The 14,235-nt window shown below is 59.5% G+C and carries 12 protein-coding genes; 5 read left to right on the top strand and 7 right to left on the bottom strand.

Annotated elements, in window-relative coordinates:
• Positions 1-60: 60 nt before the first annotated feature.
• Positions 61-1,278, bottom strand: coding sequence for an ROK family protein (locus N1937_RS13365; RefSeq protein ID WP_260056369.1), 1,218 nt, complete (start codon positions 1,276-1,278; stop codon positions 61-63).
• Between the two features lie 195 nt (positions 1,279-1,473).
• Here N1937_RS13365 and N1937_RS13360 point away from each other — a divergent pair, with 195 nt between their 5' ends.
• From N1937_RS13360 to N1937_RS13340, 5 genes are all read left to right on the top strand, one after another.
• Positions 1,474-2,748, top strand: a complete 1,275-nt coding sequence (locus tag N1937_RS13360) for an ABC transporter substrate-binding protein (protein ID WP_260056368.1) — start codon at positions 1,474-1,476, stop codon at positions 2,746-2,748.
• Positions 2,749-2,986: 238 nt separating this feature from the next.
• Positions 2,987-3,871, top strand: a complete 885-nt coding sequence (locus N1937_RS13355) for a carbohydrate ABC transporter permease (RefSeq protein WP_260056367.1) — start codon at positions 2,987-2,989, stop codon at positions 3,869-3,871.
• A complete protein-coding gene (locus N1937_RS13350; protein WP_170282608.1) occupies positions 3,871-4,722 on the top strand; it encodes a carbohydrate ABC transporter permease in 852 nt (283 codons plus the stop codon). Before N1937_RS13355 ends, N1937_RS13350 begins: the two co-directional genes overlap by 1 nt.
• Before the next feature lie 58 nt (positions 4,723-4,780).
• Positions 4,781-5,926 carry an ABC transporter ATP-binding protein gene (locus N1937_RS13345; RefSeq protein WP_260056366.1) on the top strand — a complete coding sequence of 382 codons (1,146 nt, stop codon included), beginning with the start codon at positions 4,781-4,783 and terminating at the stop codon, positions 5,924-5,926.
• Positions 5,927-5,940: 14 nt separating this feature from the next.
• Positions 5,941-8,073, top strand: a complete 2,133-nt coding sequence (locus N1937_RS13340) for a beta-galactosidase (RefSeq protein WP_260056365.1) — start codon at positions 5,941-5,943, stop codon at positions 8,071-8,073.
• Between the two features lie 351 nt (positions 8,074-8,424).
• Here the strand turns inward: N1937_RS13340 and N1937_RS13335 are convergent, their stop codons facing one another.
• The 6 genes from N1937_RS13335 to N1937_RS13310 form a co-directional block, all read right to left on the bottom strand.
• Positions 8,425-9,075, bottom strand: a complete 651-nt coding sequence (locus N1937_RS13335; RefSeq protein ID WP_260056364.1) for a hypothetical protein — start codon at positions 9,073-9,075, stop codon at positions 8,425-8,427.
• 213 nt (positions 9,076-9,288) lie between these two features.
• Entirely contained in the window at positions 9,289-9,627 is a 339-nt protein-coding gene (locus N1937_RS13330) for a slr1659 superfamily regulator (protein ID WP_222249534.1), read from the bottom strand.
• 7 nt (positions 9,628-9,634) lie between these two features.
• Positions 9,635-10,195: a slr1658 superfamily regulator gene (locus N1937_RS13325; RefSeq protein WP_260056363.1), complete on the bottom strand. Its 561-nt coding sequence runs from the start codon at positions 10,193-10,195 to the stop codon at positions 9,635-9,637.
• Between the two features lie 3 nt (positions 10,196-10,198).
• On the bottom strand, positions 10,199-12,562 hold the full coding sequence (locus tag N1937_RS13320) for a SpoIIE family protein phosphatase (RefSeq protein WP_260056362.1): 2,364 nt from the start codon (positions 12,560-12,562) through the stop codon (positions 10,199-10,201).
• Entirely contained in the window at positions 12,562-13,734 is a 1,173-nt protein-coding gene (locus N1937_RS13315) for a class I SAM-dependent methyltransferase (protein WP_260056361.1), read from the bottom strand. Before N1937_RS13315 ends, N1937_RS13320 begins: the two co-directional genes overlap by 1 nt.
• A complete protein-coding gene (locus N1937_RS13310) occupies positions 13,731-14,222 on the bottom strand; it encodes a hypothetical protein (protein WP_162116128.1) in 492 nt (163 codons plus the stop codon). Before N1937_RS13310 ends, N1937_RS13315 begins: the two co-directional genes overlap by 4 nt.
• Positions 14,223-14,235 lie beyond the last annotated feature (13 nt).

Genomic DNA, 14,235 nt, shown 5'->3' with positions numbered 1-14,235 from the left:
AGAGGGGGCTTTGCACGGCACGCCTTACCCGGCAAGCAATCCCGCCGATCTCTCGCGGCTTTACGCCGCCGACGACGAACCCGCGGTCATGACACTCGCCAAGCTGGCGATGTCGGTAACGCCGCCCGACGACTCGAAGTCGAAGATTTTTTGAGTCACCAGGGCGGCGGCACCTCGCGCCCAGGAATTGTCCTCCCAATCGGGCAGGAGGGGAGGCGCAGCCCGGAAAGTCCGGGCGGCGAGCGCTTCGCGCAGCGGTGTCAAGAAAGAGTCGCCGAGAGAGACGGCTTCGCCGCCGGCGACGATGACCTCGGGGTCGGTGATATTGACGAGATTGGCAAGGGCGGTGCCGATGCCGCGGCCGGAATCGGCGACGAGGGCGAGGGCGACGGTATCGCCTGATGCGAGCGCAGCCGACAGTTCCGGTAGACCGAGTTCCTCGCGACCGGTCGCTTCCCGCCAGCGCCGGAGCATCGAGGCTTCGGAGTGATAGGCCATCAGACAGCCGCGCTTGCCGCATTCGCAGAGCCGGCCGTTCTCCTCGTAAAGCGTGTGACCGAATTTGCCGGCAGCACCATTGGCACCGCGATAGAGCTTGCCGTCGATGACGAGTGCGCAGCTGATGCCGACGCCGACGGCGAGAACGGCCATGTTGCGATGCTGGCGGCCGAGCCCGAAGAGTTGCTGGGCGATGGCGTAGGCATTGGTGTCGTCTTCCAACCAGACCGGCACATGGACGCGGCTGGCGACCAGCGAGGCGAGGGGGACATTGTCCCATTTGAATCGATAGCTGCGCACGCAGGCCGTCTGTTCGTGGTTGATGACGCCGGGCATGGAGATGCCGATGCCGGCGAGCTTCGCGTTCGGCCGGCCGGCAAGCTTCACCAGTTCGGGAACGGTGCCCGCCAACAGGTCTGCGACCTTATCGGGCTTGTGGCCGTCGAGGCTTACCCGCATGGCGGCGACGGGGTTGGTGGCAAGGTCGGTTGCCACGCACTCTACCGAATCCACCATCAGCTTGAAGCCGACGGCAAGCGCGTGTTCGTAATTGATATCCACCGGGATCGGGCGACGGCCGGTGAGGCCGGGCACGGTCTTCCCTTCGATGACGATGCCTTCTTGCAAAAGGTCGGCGACGACGAAGGTGACGGCGGCCGGGCTCAAGCCGATGACGGTGGCGATGTCGGCACGACTCCTCGGCCCCTCGCGACGGAGGAGGTTCAGGATGAGGCGTCGGTTCATGGCTCTTGCCGTGGTCTGGTCGCCTTTTAGCTTCACGATTCATTCCTTAATTTTGTAAATTAATTATTGCGAGCTGCTGAGATCTATGCATAAGTTCGGCCGCGGATCAACTCAGCCAAGCGGATTATCGCAGGAATCGCGGAGCGGATCGCAGCATTGAATGCCTGGTCGGTCGTTTCATGGAGGAGGCGACGGTCGGGAGATGTCGATCGATCAACTGGGAGGAATTCAATGACATTTTTGAAGCAATTTCCGTCGACCACCCGCAGACGCTTCCTGAAGGGCGCGGGGCTGGTTTCCGCCGCAGCGGTTAGCGGCAGCTTTCCGATCCCGGCGATCGCGCAGGCCCAGGAGGTCACGATGATCTCTGCCGAAAACAATGGCGCCGCACTCGACGCGCTGAAGGCAATCGCCGCGAGCTTCAGCAAGGAAGCCGGCGTCAACGTCGTCATCAACAATATGGATCACGAGGCCCACAAGACGGCCATTCGCAACTATCTCGTCGCCGGTGCGCCTGACGTCTGCTCCTGGTTTTCGGGCAACCGCATGCGCGCCTTCGTCAAGCGCGGCCTGTTTGACGACATCTCCGACCTTTTCGAGAAGGAGAAGTACAAGGACGTGCTGGGTGCTACGGCCGGCGCCGTCACCGACGGGGGCAAGCAGTACGGCCTTCCCACCGGCGGCACGCTCTGGGGCATGTTCTACCGCAAGGATGTGTTCGAGCAGCATGGTCTCACCGTGCCGAAGACGGCCGAAGAGTTCATGGCCTATGGCGACAAGTGCAAGGCCGCCGGCATCACGCCGGTCGCGATCGGCACCAAGGAATTGTGGCCGGCGGCCGGCTGGTTCGACCAGATGAACCTTCGCATCAACGGCCTCGACAAGCATATGGCGCTGATGAACGGTGAGATGAGTTATCTCGATCCCGCGCTGACGGCGGTTTTCGATCAGTGGGAGGCGATGATTTCGAAGGGGTTCTTCACGGAGAACCACACGTCTTTCGGCTGGCAGGAGGCCGCGGCGCTGCTGGCGCAGAAGAAGGCCGGCATGATGAACCTCGGCGCTTTCCTGCGCTCGGCTTTTACCGCCGAAGATCTGCCGCAGCTCTCCTATGCGACCTTCCCGGTGCTCGACGCAAAGGTCGGCCACTTCGAGGAATTCTCGGTCAATTCGATCCACATTCCCGCCAAGGCCAAGAACAAGCAGGGTGCGCGCGATTTCCTCGCCTATTTCTACAAGCCGGAGAATCTGGCGGCCTACCTGGAGCCGGGCGGCAACGTGCCGCCGCGCAGCGATCTGCCGCCGAGCAAGGATCCGCTGGTCAATATCGCGGTCGAGACGATGAAGACGGTGCAAGGCACGTCGCAATATTACGACCGCGACAGCGACCCCGACATGGCGCAGGCAGGGCTCGTCGGCTTCCAGGAGTTCATGGCCAAGCCCGACCGGCGCAAGGCCATCCTCACGCGCCTCGAGGGCACGCGCAAGCGGATTTACAAGATCTGAGCCTGGAAGGCATTTTGACGCTTGCCCCTCACCCTAACCTACCGGGGTCGAGCCACTCGTCTCGACCCGTCCTTCGGACCCCCGTAAGGACGGGGAGAGGGGACGTGCCATACGGGACGTTGGCGAGGGACGAAGAGGTTGCGGCACATCCCCTTCGCCCCGTTTACGGGGAGAAGGTGGCGGCAGCCGGATGAGGGGCAGCTTCACCGCTTGCTCTGTCGTAAATGAGGCTCCTGAAATGCTGACATTATGGCGCCGCCAGCGTTGGTGGCTTACCCCGACTTTGCTCATCGCGCCCGCGATCGTGCTGTTCTTCACGGTTATCCTGCTGTCGGCGGTCAGAAGTCTCTGGATCAGCCTGCACGACTGGGATGGCTTTGGCCCGATGGTCTGGATCGGCTTCGGCAATTACGTCGAACTCTACAACGATCCGCAATTCTACGTGTCGCTGAAGAACAACCTGATCTGGCTGGTGATGTTCATGGCGGCACCACCTCTCGGGCTCGCCATCGCGCTGCTGGTCAACCAGAAAATCCGCGGCATGCGCTTCCTGAAATCGCTGTTCTTCATCCCGCTGGTGCTCGCCTCGGTGACGGTCGGCGTCGTCTTCACCTGGGTCTATACGCCGGAGTTCGGGTTGCTCGCGCTGATCTTCAGGGCGTTCGGGGCGACGGCGCCGGCGGTTCTCTCCGACGAGCATTTCGTCACTTTCGCGATCGTGATTGCCGCGCTCTGGCCGCAGATCACCTTCTGCATGGTGCTCTATCTCGCCGGCCTCAACAATTTGAGCGAAGAGCTGATCGGGGCAGGGCGCGTCGATGGGGCGAGGGGCTGGCACATGTTGTGGCACATCGTGCTGCCGCAGCTGACTCAGGTTACCTTCATCGCCATTGCCGTTACCGTCGTCGGGGCGCTCAGGTCCTTCGACATGGTGTCGGTGATGACGAATGGCGGTCCTTTCGGTTCGTCCTCGGTTCTCGCCTACCAGATGTTCGAACAATCGATTTTCTCCTACCGCTTCGGTTATGGCGCGGCGATCGCCTCCGTGCTGTTCGTGATCATGGCCGCCTTCATCGTCTGGTACCTCAGCCGCATCATCCATACCGAAGAAAGGGGAGGCTGATGTATCCTCGTCCCATTCCCGATGGCGCCATCTGGCAGCGCCGCCTCTACGTGCTCGCCGTCGTCATCGTCCTGCTGCTCTGGCTCTGCCCACTGTTTGCGATCATCCTCACCTCCTTCCGCTCGACCGAGGATGTCATGGGCGGCAATCTGTGGGGATGGCCGACCGGGATCGGCGTCATCGACAACTATACTGATGTCTTCACGCAGACACCGATGGCCCGCTACTTCCTCAACAGCCTGACGATCACCATTCCCTCGGTGATCGGCGTGCTGGTGCTCTCCACGCTCGCCGGCTACGTGCTGTCGCGCTATCGCTTTCCCGGCAACATGCTGATCTTCGCGCTGTTCGTCGGCGGCAATTTCCTGCCGCACCAGATCATGATGATCCCGGTGCGCGACCTGATGGTCCGCCTCGATCTGATCGATACCACGGCATCGCTGATCATCTTCCACGTCGCCTTCCAGACCGGCTTTGCCACGCTGTTCATGCGCAATTTCATCGCCGCACTGCCCGACGAGCTGTTCCAGGCGGCGCGCGCCGAGGGGGCGTCTCCCTTCCAGACCTTATGGCATGTGGCGATCCCGCTGGTGCGGCCGGCGCTGGCCGCACTCGCCATCCTGATCTTCACCTTCATCTGGAACGATTATTTCTGGGCCGTGGTGCTGACCGTCAGCGACTCCGTCAAGCCTGTGACTGCCGGCCTTGCCAATCTCCGCGGTGAGTGGGTCTCGGCCTGGAACCTCATTTCCGCCGGCACCATCGTCGTCGCCGTGCCGCCCGTCGTCATGTTCTTCCTGATGCAGCGGCACTTCATCGCCGGTCTGACGATGGGCGCGGTGAAGGGATGAGCGATCTCGACAACGGGCCCTTGGAAGTTCCGATTTCAACAGCAGAGAGCCAGGACGCATGACCAGTCTCGAACTCCGACAAATCAACAAGAATTACGGCGCCTATCATGCGCTGCGCGGCATCGATCTTTCCGTAGCGCAGGGCGAGTTCATCGTCATGGTCGGCCCCTCCGGCTGCGGCAAGTCGACGCTTTTGAAAACGATCGCCGGCCTGGAGGAGATCTCCTCCGGCCAGATCCTGATCAACGGCCGCGACGTCAGCAAACAGGAGCCAGGGGACCGCGGCATCGCCATGGTCTTCCAATCCTACGCGCTCTATCCGCATATGACGGTGGCGGAGAACATGGGCTTCGGTTTGCGCATGGCCAAGCGCCCGAAGGCCGAGATCGAGGCGGCGGTGGCGCGCGCCGCCAAGATCCTGAGGATCACCGATCAGCTGGAAAAGCGGCCGAAGCAGCTTTCCGGCGGTCAGCGGCAACGCGTGGCGATCGGCCGGGCCATCACCCGTTCGCCCGATGTCTTCCTGTTCGACGAGCCGCTGTCGAACCTCGATGCGGCACTCAGAACCCAGATGCGTGTCGAGCTCAGCAGCCTGCATGCCGAACTCGGCGCCACCATGGTTTACGTCACCCACGACCAGGTGGAGGCCATGACCATGGCAAGCCGGATCGTCGTCTTGAACCAGGGGGTGATCGAGCAGGTCGGCTCGCCGCTCGAACTCTACCGCAACCCAGACAATCTCTTCGTCGCGGGCTTTCTCGGCGCGCCGCGGATGAATTTCCTCGGCGTTGCCGTCGATGAGGTGTCCAGCCGCAATATCACGGTTTCGGCACCGGGCCTCTTGCCGGTGACGATCGAGCTGGCGGAGGCCACGGTGCTGGCGAAGGGCGCCAGCCTGACGCTCGGTGTAAGGCCGGAGAACATATCGGTGGCCGCCGACGCTGCTCAAGGCGGGGCGATCAACGGTGCGGTCCGGCTGGTCGAGCATCTCGGGCGCGAAACCATTCTCTACGTAGATGCCGGCAATCTTAGGACCATCGCCTCGGAAAGCGGCACCGGCAACATCACGGTGCAGCTCAGCTACGTCGCGCCTTTTGCCGCCGACCAGAACGTGGCGCTGAAGCTCGACGCCAGCGAAGTCTATCTCTTCTTGCCCGATGGCGGACGCACGATCAGCGCCCGCAAGACGATCCTCGACAGATAACAGGAAACATCACCGTGTCCGACAAGACCCTCTCCGTATGGAACCCCGTCAAGACCGACCGCTTCCTCGTCGGCGCCCCGCATTATCCCGAGCACGTCGATGAAAGCTACTGGGAGCGCGATGCCGAGCGCATGGCGAAGGCCGGCTTCAACGTGGTCAGAATGGCCGAATTCGCCTGGCATATTCTCGAGCCGAAGCTCGGCACCTTCGATTTCGATCTGTTCGACCGCGCCATCGCCATGCTCGGGTGCTATGGCATCGACACGATCGTGTGCACGCCGACGGCCACGCCGCCGCGCTGGCTGACCGTGGCGCATCCGGAGATCTTAAGGGTCGACGGCAAGGGCCGGCCGATGAGCCATGGCTCGCGGCAGCATTGCGACACGGCAAGCCCGGTGTTTCGCGAACACAGCCGGCGCATCACCAAAGCGATGGCCGAGCATTATCGCGACAATCCTTTTGTCGTCGGCTGGCAGACCGACAACGAGCTGAACACCAGCATGCCGGAAAGTTTTTCCAAGGCGACGCTCACCGAATTCCAAGCCTTCCTCGCTGGCAAATACGGCGAGATCAGCAAGCTCAACACGGCGTGGGGCGGCGATTTCTGGGCGACGGCCTATGACAGCTTCGAGCAGGTGGTGCTGCCGATCGAGTTCGGCCCGACCTTCCCGAGCCCCGGCCATCTGCAGGATTATCACCGTTTCCTCGCCTTTTCGACGGCGCGCTTTCAGCGCGACCAGGTGGAGATCCTGCGCGCCGTCAAATCCTCCTGGTTCGTCTTCCACAATCTCGGCGGTCTCCGGGATATCGACTTTCGCGGCCAGTTCACCACCGATCTCGATTTCGTCGGCTACGACATCTACCCGATGCTTTACGACGAATTCCAGCGGCTCGGAAACCACGCCAAGGTTCAGGCGCTGCATCTCGATATCTGTCGCGGTTTTTCAGGCAACTATATCGTTCCCGAGCAGCAATCGGGCTTCGGCAGCCAGCCCGGTTTCTGCACGCTGACGCCGGAGCCGGGCGAACTGCGCCGCATGGCGCTTTCCTCGGTCGCCCATGGCGCCGACGGGTTGATGTTCTTCCGCTGGCGCCCAGCGCATTTTGGCGCCGAAATTTACTGGATGGGCATCATCGACCACGACGACGTCGCCCGCCATCGCTATGACGAGGCGAAGCGCTTCGCAACCGAGATGACCGCGCTGGCGCCCAAGATCCTCGGCACTTATGTACGCATGGATGTCGGCATTGCCGGCTCCGACTTCGATAATCAGGAAGCCCACAAGACCTATCCGATCGGACTGCCGAGCCCACAGGACGATGCGATCCTGCTGCACCAATATTGCTACGACCGCGGCATTGCCTGTGGCTTCATTCATCCCGAGGACGATCTTTCCAAGCTGAAGCTGCTCTATGTCCCCCACTGGGTGATGTGGAAGGACGAATGGACCGAAAGGCTGAAATCCTTCGCGGAGCAGGGCGGCACCGTCGTCATCGGCGCGCGCACCGGCACGCGCAACGAAGACAATCACGTCATCCGCGAGACCGCGCCCGGCACCTCGCTGTCGCAACTCACAGGCGTGCGCGTCGAGGATTTCGGCCGCCTTGCCGCTCCCGGCGCCAATGGGCTCTTCGATGTGATGGAGCGTTCGGGCGGGCTTGTCATTCCACCGAACAAGCCAGCGGAATCACACCGTCGCGAGCGCCGCTTCAAGATCGGCAATCGCGAATTGGCTGCCGGCTATTTTTATGAAAACCTCGCGATCGCAGGCGATGTCGAAGTGGTCGCGGCCTGGTCCAACCGCTATGCCGAGGGCCAGCCGATGGCGACGTCGCGCAAGCTCGGCAAGGGGCAGGTGGTCTATGTCGGCACCTATCTCACCCCGGATCTGACGGCAGCGCTTGCCGAGCGGCTGTTTGCACCCGTCGGCATCGAGCCGCTGATCGGCGACCTTCCCGAGGGCGTCGAGGTGACCATGCGGATGAACGAAGAGCGCCGGTTGCTGTTCATCCAGAACTACACCGACCAGCCGGCCGCCATCGGCGGCGTTCCCGCTGGCCGCGACCTTCTCGGTGACGAAAAGCCGGTTGCCGGCAGGCTCGATCTCGAAGGCTACGGCTGCGCGATCATCGAGCTCGCGGGGTGACGCGGCTTTCGCGTGCAAGGCAGGGGCCGCAGACCGGCCTCTGCCCGGATCAAGGCGGGTTCGCAAACGACCGATAGTTTTCAATACTGCGACACCATTGTCCGTCGGGATGTCGACAAACTTGACTGCCGACGTGAAACGAATTCGGCACGCTCGAAGGCTCATCACAACATAGGGACTTCGAGGCGGCGGGTGATCGACCGTCATCTTGGAGCAATCGAGCAAAGGGTTCTGCGTCTGAAATTGATAAAAAAAGAGCATCTCCATACTCAAACAGAACGGAGATGCTCTTCGTAGTTTAGTGCGGAGCCATACTTGTCGGCTCCACACCGCTCGCAACTGATTTATCGGCTATTCCTCGGATGTCGCCGGCGCGGGGTTCTCCAGAGAGGTGCGGATTTGATCGATCTTCCCGTTTGCTTCGCCAACCCCCAAGATGGTTTTGGCTTCGTCCAAAACCGCCGGGCTGACTTCACCGGTTTTCGTCGCTGAAGCCAATGCGTCCTCCAGCGCCTGATCCCCCAACAGAGGGTCATCGGCTGCGGGCTCGATTCCATTGTCGAGTTCATACTGGGCATAAGCCACGGCATAGGCCGCAATGGCCGTCATGCGTGGGTCGGACGAATGCATCAACGCCTTGTAGTTTCGCTTCAAGGAGTTCAGGCCCGCAAGTTGCGCCGACAGGTTCTTTTCTTTGGTGCTGACTTTGGTCTCGTCTGCCTTGACGGACTTGGACTTGCTTTCCGCCTCGGTGGATTTGCCTTTCACACCTTGAGATTTGGAGTTGCCATGGGTTGAACCGCTATCCTGGCTGCTGCTGCCATGGTTGCCGCTGTTTCCGCCGCCGCCGCCGTGACCGCCGCCGCCATTGCCCCCACTGTTGCCGCCACCGTTTCCACCGCTCTTTGCCAGCGCGGTCATGTCGATCCCGGCAATCGTTGCCGGGCTTGCTGCAAGAGCCAGCGAGAGCACGGCCAAGGACGCTAAGGTTGCTATCCGCATTGTTTTCCTCCAAATCCGATCAAGCGCCGTGCAGATGCACCGCTTGCACAGATACGAGAGGTTAGACGGTGATCGCCGACCGCACATCGGACCGAGGTCCGATGTCGGTCACGTCTATGGTCCTAGATGGCGTGGAATACTTAACGAATCCCTTTTTCATCCCCGCGCGGCGGCGAACACCTCTCGGCGCAGGGCACTTTCGCCCAAAGAGAATCACGCCAGGCGCAAATCGAGAAGCGGGTGCAGCTTCTTGAGATTCGGGAGGGACTTCGCTTGCCAAGGATATTGATTGGTGCCTTTGACTATGAGCAGGAGGTCGCCCATTTTTCTGGCTTCAATTGTCAACTTGGCCAGGAGATTTATGCCAGAGGAATTGAGGAATTCGAGGCCTGTGAGGTTGAACGTCACCTGTTTGTGCCCCTCATGGAGCAGGCCTGATACCAATGAGTAAATGGGCGCATAGGCGTCCGGTCCTGCCAGCCGGAATACGCCATCGAAATACACCTCGTTTTTCTCAGCCCATACACGGAAGTTTTCGTCGCTGATTTCCATTCTTCGCTCACAGATTGGAGGAGGGCGGCATCGCCACAGCTGCAGTCGTCGTCAGTATGATACGCTGGTCGTAGTTCTCTTCGAATGCCCATGCCATTTTTGCATCGTAATCGCTCAGAAGGGTGAGCAACCCCAATCCCGAACCGCTTTCTGCCGATATGGCATTGGTTTCGATTTGCTCAAGAAGAAGTTCCCCGGGGTCCCTCGATTGGAGGCGATGCAGCAGTTGCTGCAAGCGAGAGGATGTCACGCCATCGATCGTGTTCTTCACCCTTATTAAAAAAGTACCGTCGAATATGCCGACTTCAATGAGGATCTCCCCAGGCTGTCGAAACTTAACGGCATTTTCGATCAACTCATTGCTGAGATATCCGATGTCATGATGCGCCTGCACATAGTCTTTTCTTGAACGGGAATACCGCAGAGCCATGACCTCCGCGATAAAGTCCGAAGTCATTCCTGAGTGCTTCCATCCAAGCTGAAGCGGTCCGTCGCTTAACGTGAGGCGGGTGCTTGAATCCAGACTTATGCCCGCCAGAGATTCGATACCATATACCGTTGGCGTCATGTCTCACCTATGCCGCACTGCGAGAAGCGTGATGTCGTCGTAGATCTTCTGAGATCCAATGAAGAGCATCAGTGTCGTTACAATTCCGGAAACGATTTTCTCAGCGCTCTGATCCTTCAAGCGAAGTGCTTCGCGGCACAGACGTTCGATGCCGAATAGTTCTCCCGCGTCGTTTTCGGCTTCTGTTACGCCGTCCGTATGCAAGAGTATGAGGTCCCCTTTATCGAAGGCTATTTCACGGGTTTTAATGAAGGCAGAAATGTCGGCTTCCAACCCGATCGGTATGCCGAGATCCATCGTATCTATGCGCTCGACTTCGCCGTTCGCCCGCACGACAACAACTTCCTCGTGTTGTCCCGACAGGATCATCTCTTTTCCGTCGTAATCAAGAAACGCCAGGGTGAGATGCTTGTCGATTTTAGTCCTCACGATATTTTTAAATAGGGCGCTGTTCAGGTCCGTGAGAAATTTGACTGCATCGGTGTTTCCGGCTTCCTGCAGGGCGCGGGCGACGGACTGAACCATCAACATCAACACGCCGCTTTCGAGCCCGTGTCCGGTGACGTCGCCGATGCCAATCTTCAATCGGCTTCCGTTCTTCAATACGTCGTAATAGTCGCCACCGACTTCTTCCGCCGGTCTCATATAGGCTGCGATCTCGAGGGCCTGAAATTCTTCAAGCTCCTGATGCAGCGGAAGAACCATGAGCTGGATTCTCTCGGCGACGGCCAGCTCTGTTCCGAGACGTCGATTTTCACGCTGGAGCTGTGCGTTCAGTGTCGAAATCTCTTCCTTTGCATCTTCGATTTGAGCGGTTCGCTCTTCGACGAGCTGCTCGAGATTTTCGGTGTGATAGCTGATCTCTTCGGCCATGCGATTGAAGGCTTCACCGGCCTCACCGACTTCGTCCCTGCTTGTGATGGCCACTCTGACGGAATAATCCTTCGCCTGAATCCGTTTGGCGGCCCCTGCCAGGGCGCTGATTCCGCTGGTTATTCGTTTCGAGGCCGCAAAGACCGCGATCGTCACGATCAGCAGGGACATCAGGATCGCCAGAATTTGGTAGAGCACGATCCGGTTCGTCGCTTCGGAAATCTTGGCCTGGGCCGCATAGAGCGAGGCATCGATTTCTCGCTCGGGCACAACGACCCCCAGCAACATCGACTCTTGCCGAACCGGGCCACTGACCCAGAGATTGGTCGCCGGCAGTTTCTTGACGATAGCGATATAGGGGACCTCGTTGCCGTCCTGCTGCAACAACAAATGTTGGATGCCCTGTTCGCGGTCGAGGGCCAGTTTTGCTATCGCAGGCTGGGAGCTTCCCTTCAGGGAGCGCTCCAGGCCGGTCAAGGCGCCGGCTCCGCTCGGATCGCTCGCAGAACGCAGACCGAGGGTTTTTTCTCCTGTGCTGTTGATCGCCACAACGTTTCCGTCGGACATTGCGAGAAATCCAAAGCCGGACTGGGCCACTTTCACATTCTCAACAATCTGCGCGAGCTGGTCGAGGGTGATATCGGCGCCGGCCGTCCCGGTGACATCCTTCCGGTCGGCTGTCCACAATGGATGAAAGAAACTGACGATCAGCTTTCCGGTAATGGCATCGGTATATGGAGCGGTCTGCGTGATATCGTCCGCGACCGGCCGCGTTTTCGCGTCCTTGGCCCAGCTCTGCCAGGACTCGTAAAGCCCGGGGAAAAAGAAGTCCCAGAAATCGGCTTCGTTGTGCCCCGAATAAAGGCGATCGAAGGTCTGAGCCTGGTCGGTGTAAGGCGCCGTCCTGAAGATTGGCCGTTCTTTCGGTCCGATGTAGTACATCTGCAGCTTGGAAGCGCCGTGCTGCAGCAGGCTCGGCGCAACGATGTCAAGAACCGCGCTCGTCTCTAGATCGCGCTGAATGTCGGGTTTCGGCCGATGGTCAGGTCCGAGCAAGTAACCCCAGACGCTCACAACCGAAGCGGAGCCGGGCAGGTTCTGAGACCATTTTCCCTTCTCATCGTAAACAAGGCTGACGCTGCCAGGCGATGTGCGGGCGATTGCCGCGCCGACGTCCGAATTGCGGGCGGGATCATCGATCTGCGCCTGGAGCACGCCTGCCAGCGTACTGACGTCGCTATGAACCTGCCGCAGGAGCAAACTCACCTGGGCTGCGGTGGAATCGGCATAGGTGCGGATGTATTCCTGGCTTGCTGCTTCGAGACCCTGTCCGACTTCGAGGGTGGCGTCGCGCGACAGCCTCTGAACATTCCAAAGCGCTAGGCCGCCGCTGACCAGCAAGTCGAAAAGGACGGCGCCACCGACGACTAGGATGAACTTCGCCCGAAATGAGCCCAGTCGTGCCGGTCTCTTCGATGATGATCTCCCGTCCATCACAGCGGCTTTCGGCCGGAAGCGGCCCAGATCGGCCAGCCTGCATAACCCTTGGGGTGAAGAGCAGCAAAGATATGATCTCTGAATCCTTGCCGGAACCTGCGAATGAAATCTGATGAGTCCCCCCGCCGGACGGCCATCTCGCCAGCATAGACATTCTCCCAAGCTTCGATGATGTCTGCGAAGTCTTGGGGATCCCCGTCAAGGTTCGTGACCATAAAGCAATCGACCTTGATGCTATCGAACCCGGCGTCAGCAAGAAGATGGCGGCTTTTCGGCCCCATCTCGACATCCATGTCGAAGTGCTTGAACAGTTTGGCGACCTCCTCATAAGTCCATTTTATGGATTCAGCATGTGGCTCGCCCAGACAATGCGAATTTTTTTCATTGGTGATGTAGACGCGGCCGCCAGGTTTACAGATGCGGTAAAGCTCCCTGAGCAGCGTCTCGGGACGGTTGAAAATCTGCAGTGAATGTCGGCAGGTGACAAAGTCGAATTGATTGTCTCGCAGCAGCATTTGCGACGCGTCACCATAGGTGTATTCGATTCCCTGCAGATCGAAGTCGGCAGCGACCCTGCGTGCATACTCGAGGCTGCGCACGGAGTGATCCAACGCGACAAGTCGTGCCGGTTTAAATTCTCGTTGAACCAACGCCGCGAAGTCCCCAATTCCGCAACAGATATCCGCGATGACAAGACCGCTGCGCAAACCGTGGCGAGGCAACAGTTCGCGTTCGTGCTGCCATGTCATCTTCGTCTGGGTGCGCAGAATGGGAATGAAGCTCTCATCCTCGACAAAGCTCTGGCCGGGATAAAACGCCGAATCGTAGACTTCAACCGACAGGTTTGGTTGTGCTGCCGCCAAGGTCTGGAACAACGAGGTCGACCATGCCACCACGCTCGACGTAACGATGACGATCTTCCGTTCAGGCATGGTCCGGCAGCTTTCCGTGAGCACCTCGGAAAGGGCTGCGAAGGCCGTCATGTTGATATGCGTCAGGCGTTTGACATTGAGATAAACGACGCCGCTGTAATTTTCCAAACTTTGCCGCACGAGTTCGAGAGCATCGGCAATCTCGTCGGAGCTTTCAGGCCGCATCTTGCCGGACAACAACAGCTCCTGATTTGTCGGATCAAAATGAACGGTGAAGGGGCGGGCAAGCAGGGTCATCGGAAATCCTCGGCCGAGGGGAAATCCGCGATGATTTGCATCCTGCGGGCGCCGTCTTGCTCAATTCGGATAGCGGCGCGGAATATGGTTGCCAGATCTCTGAGCAAAATCGTCCCGCCGGACTTCAGGTCAGACCCGGCGCCCGGTAGAGACTGGCGTTCACTTGATTTCATACTCGTACTCTCGCGGTCCTCGCGGGCAAAGGCAATTCTCAGCCGGTTGAACGTCGCGCCCCGATAGAGACTGAAACTTATCCTTCCCGGCTCACCCGTCGAGCGAAAGGCTAGTTCAACGAGCTCGTTGGCTGCGACGGAAAGAAAATTCGAATATCGAGCGGGATCGCTGTGACCTTGGCCGAGAATGTCTGAGAGATATTCGGTAATCCTGTCGCAAAACTGCCACTGAGATTTGAACGTCGCAACGTTCAATTCCAGCGATACCATCGGCGCCAATGCATGGTCATCGAAGCCAGATGCTTCCTCTTCCAATACAGCCTCCATC

Source organism: Rhizobium sp. WSM4643 (assembly GCF_025152745.1).
GTDB classification, from domain to species: Bacteria; Pseudomonadota; Alphaproteobacteria; order Rhizobiales; family Rhizobiaceae; genus Rhizobium; species Rhizobium leguminosarum_I.
This window is presented reverse-complemented; position numbering and strand designations above follow the sequence as displayed.

Coding starts and splice junctions, on each gene's coding strand:
- N1937_RS13360 (WP_260056368.1), top strand. CDS start 1,474: ATGACATTTTTGAAGCAATTTCCGTCGACCACCCGCAGACGCTTCCTG.
- N1937_RS13355 (WP_260056367.1), top strand. CDS start 2,987: ATGCTGACATTATGGCGCCGCCAGCGTTGGTGGCTTACCCCGACTTTG.
- N1937_RS13350 (WP_170282608.1), top strand. CDS start 3,871: ATGTATCCTCGTCCCATTCCCGATGGCGCCATCTGGCAGCGCCGCCTC.
- N1937_RS13345 (WP_260056366.1), top strand. CDS start 4,781: ATGACCAGTCTCGAACTCCGACAAATCAACAAGAATTACGGCGCCTAT.
- N1937_RS13335 (WP_260056364.1), bottom strand. CDS start 9,075: ATGCGGATAGCAACCTTAGCGTCCTTGGCCGTGCTCTCGCTGGCTCTT.
- N1937_RS13330 (WP_222249534.1), bottom strand. CDS start 9,627: ATGGAAATCAGCGACGAAAACTTCCGTGTATGGGCTGAGAAAAACGAG.
- N1937_RS13325 (WP_260056363.1), bottom strand. CDS start 10,195: ATGACGCCAACGGTATATGGTATCGAATCTCTGGCGGGCATAAGTCTG.
- N1937_RS13320 (WP_260056362.1), bottom strand. CDS start 12,562: ATGGACGGGAGATCATCATCGAAGAGACCGGCACGACTGGGCTCATTT.
- N1937_RS13315 (WP_260056361.1), bottom strand. CDS start 13,734: ATGACCCTGCTTGCCCGCCCCTTCACCGTTCATTTTGATCCGACAAAT.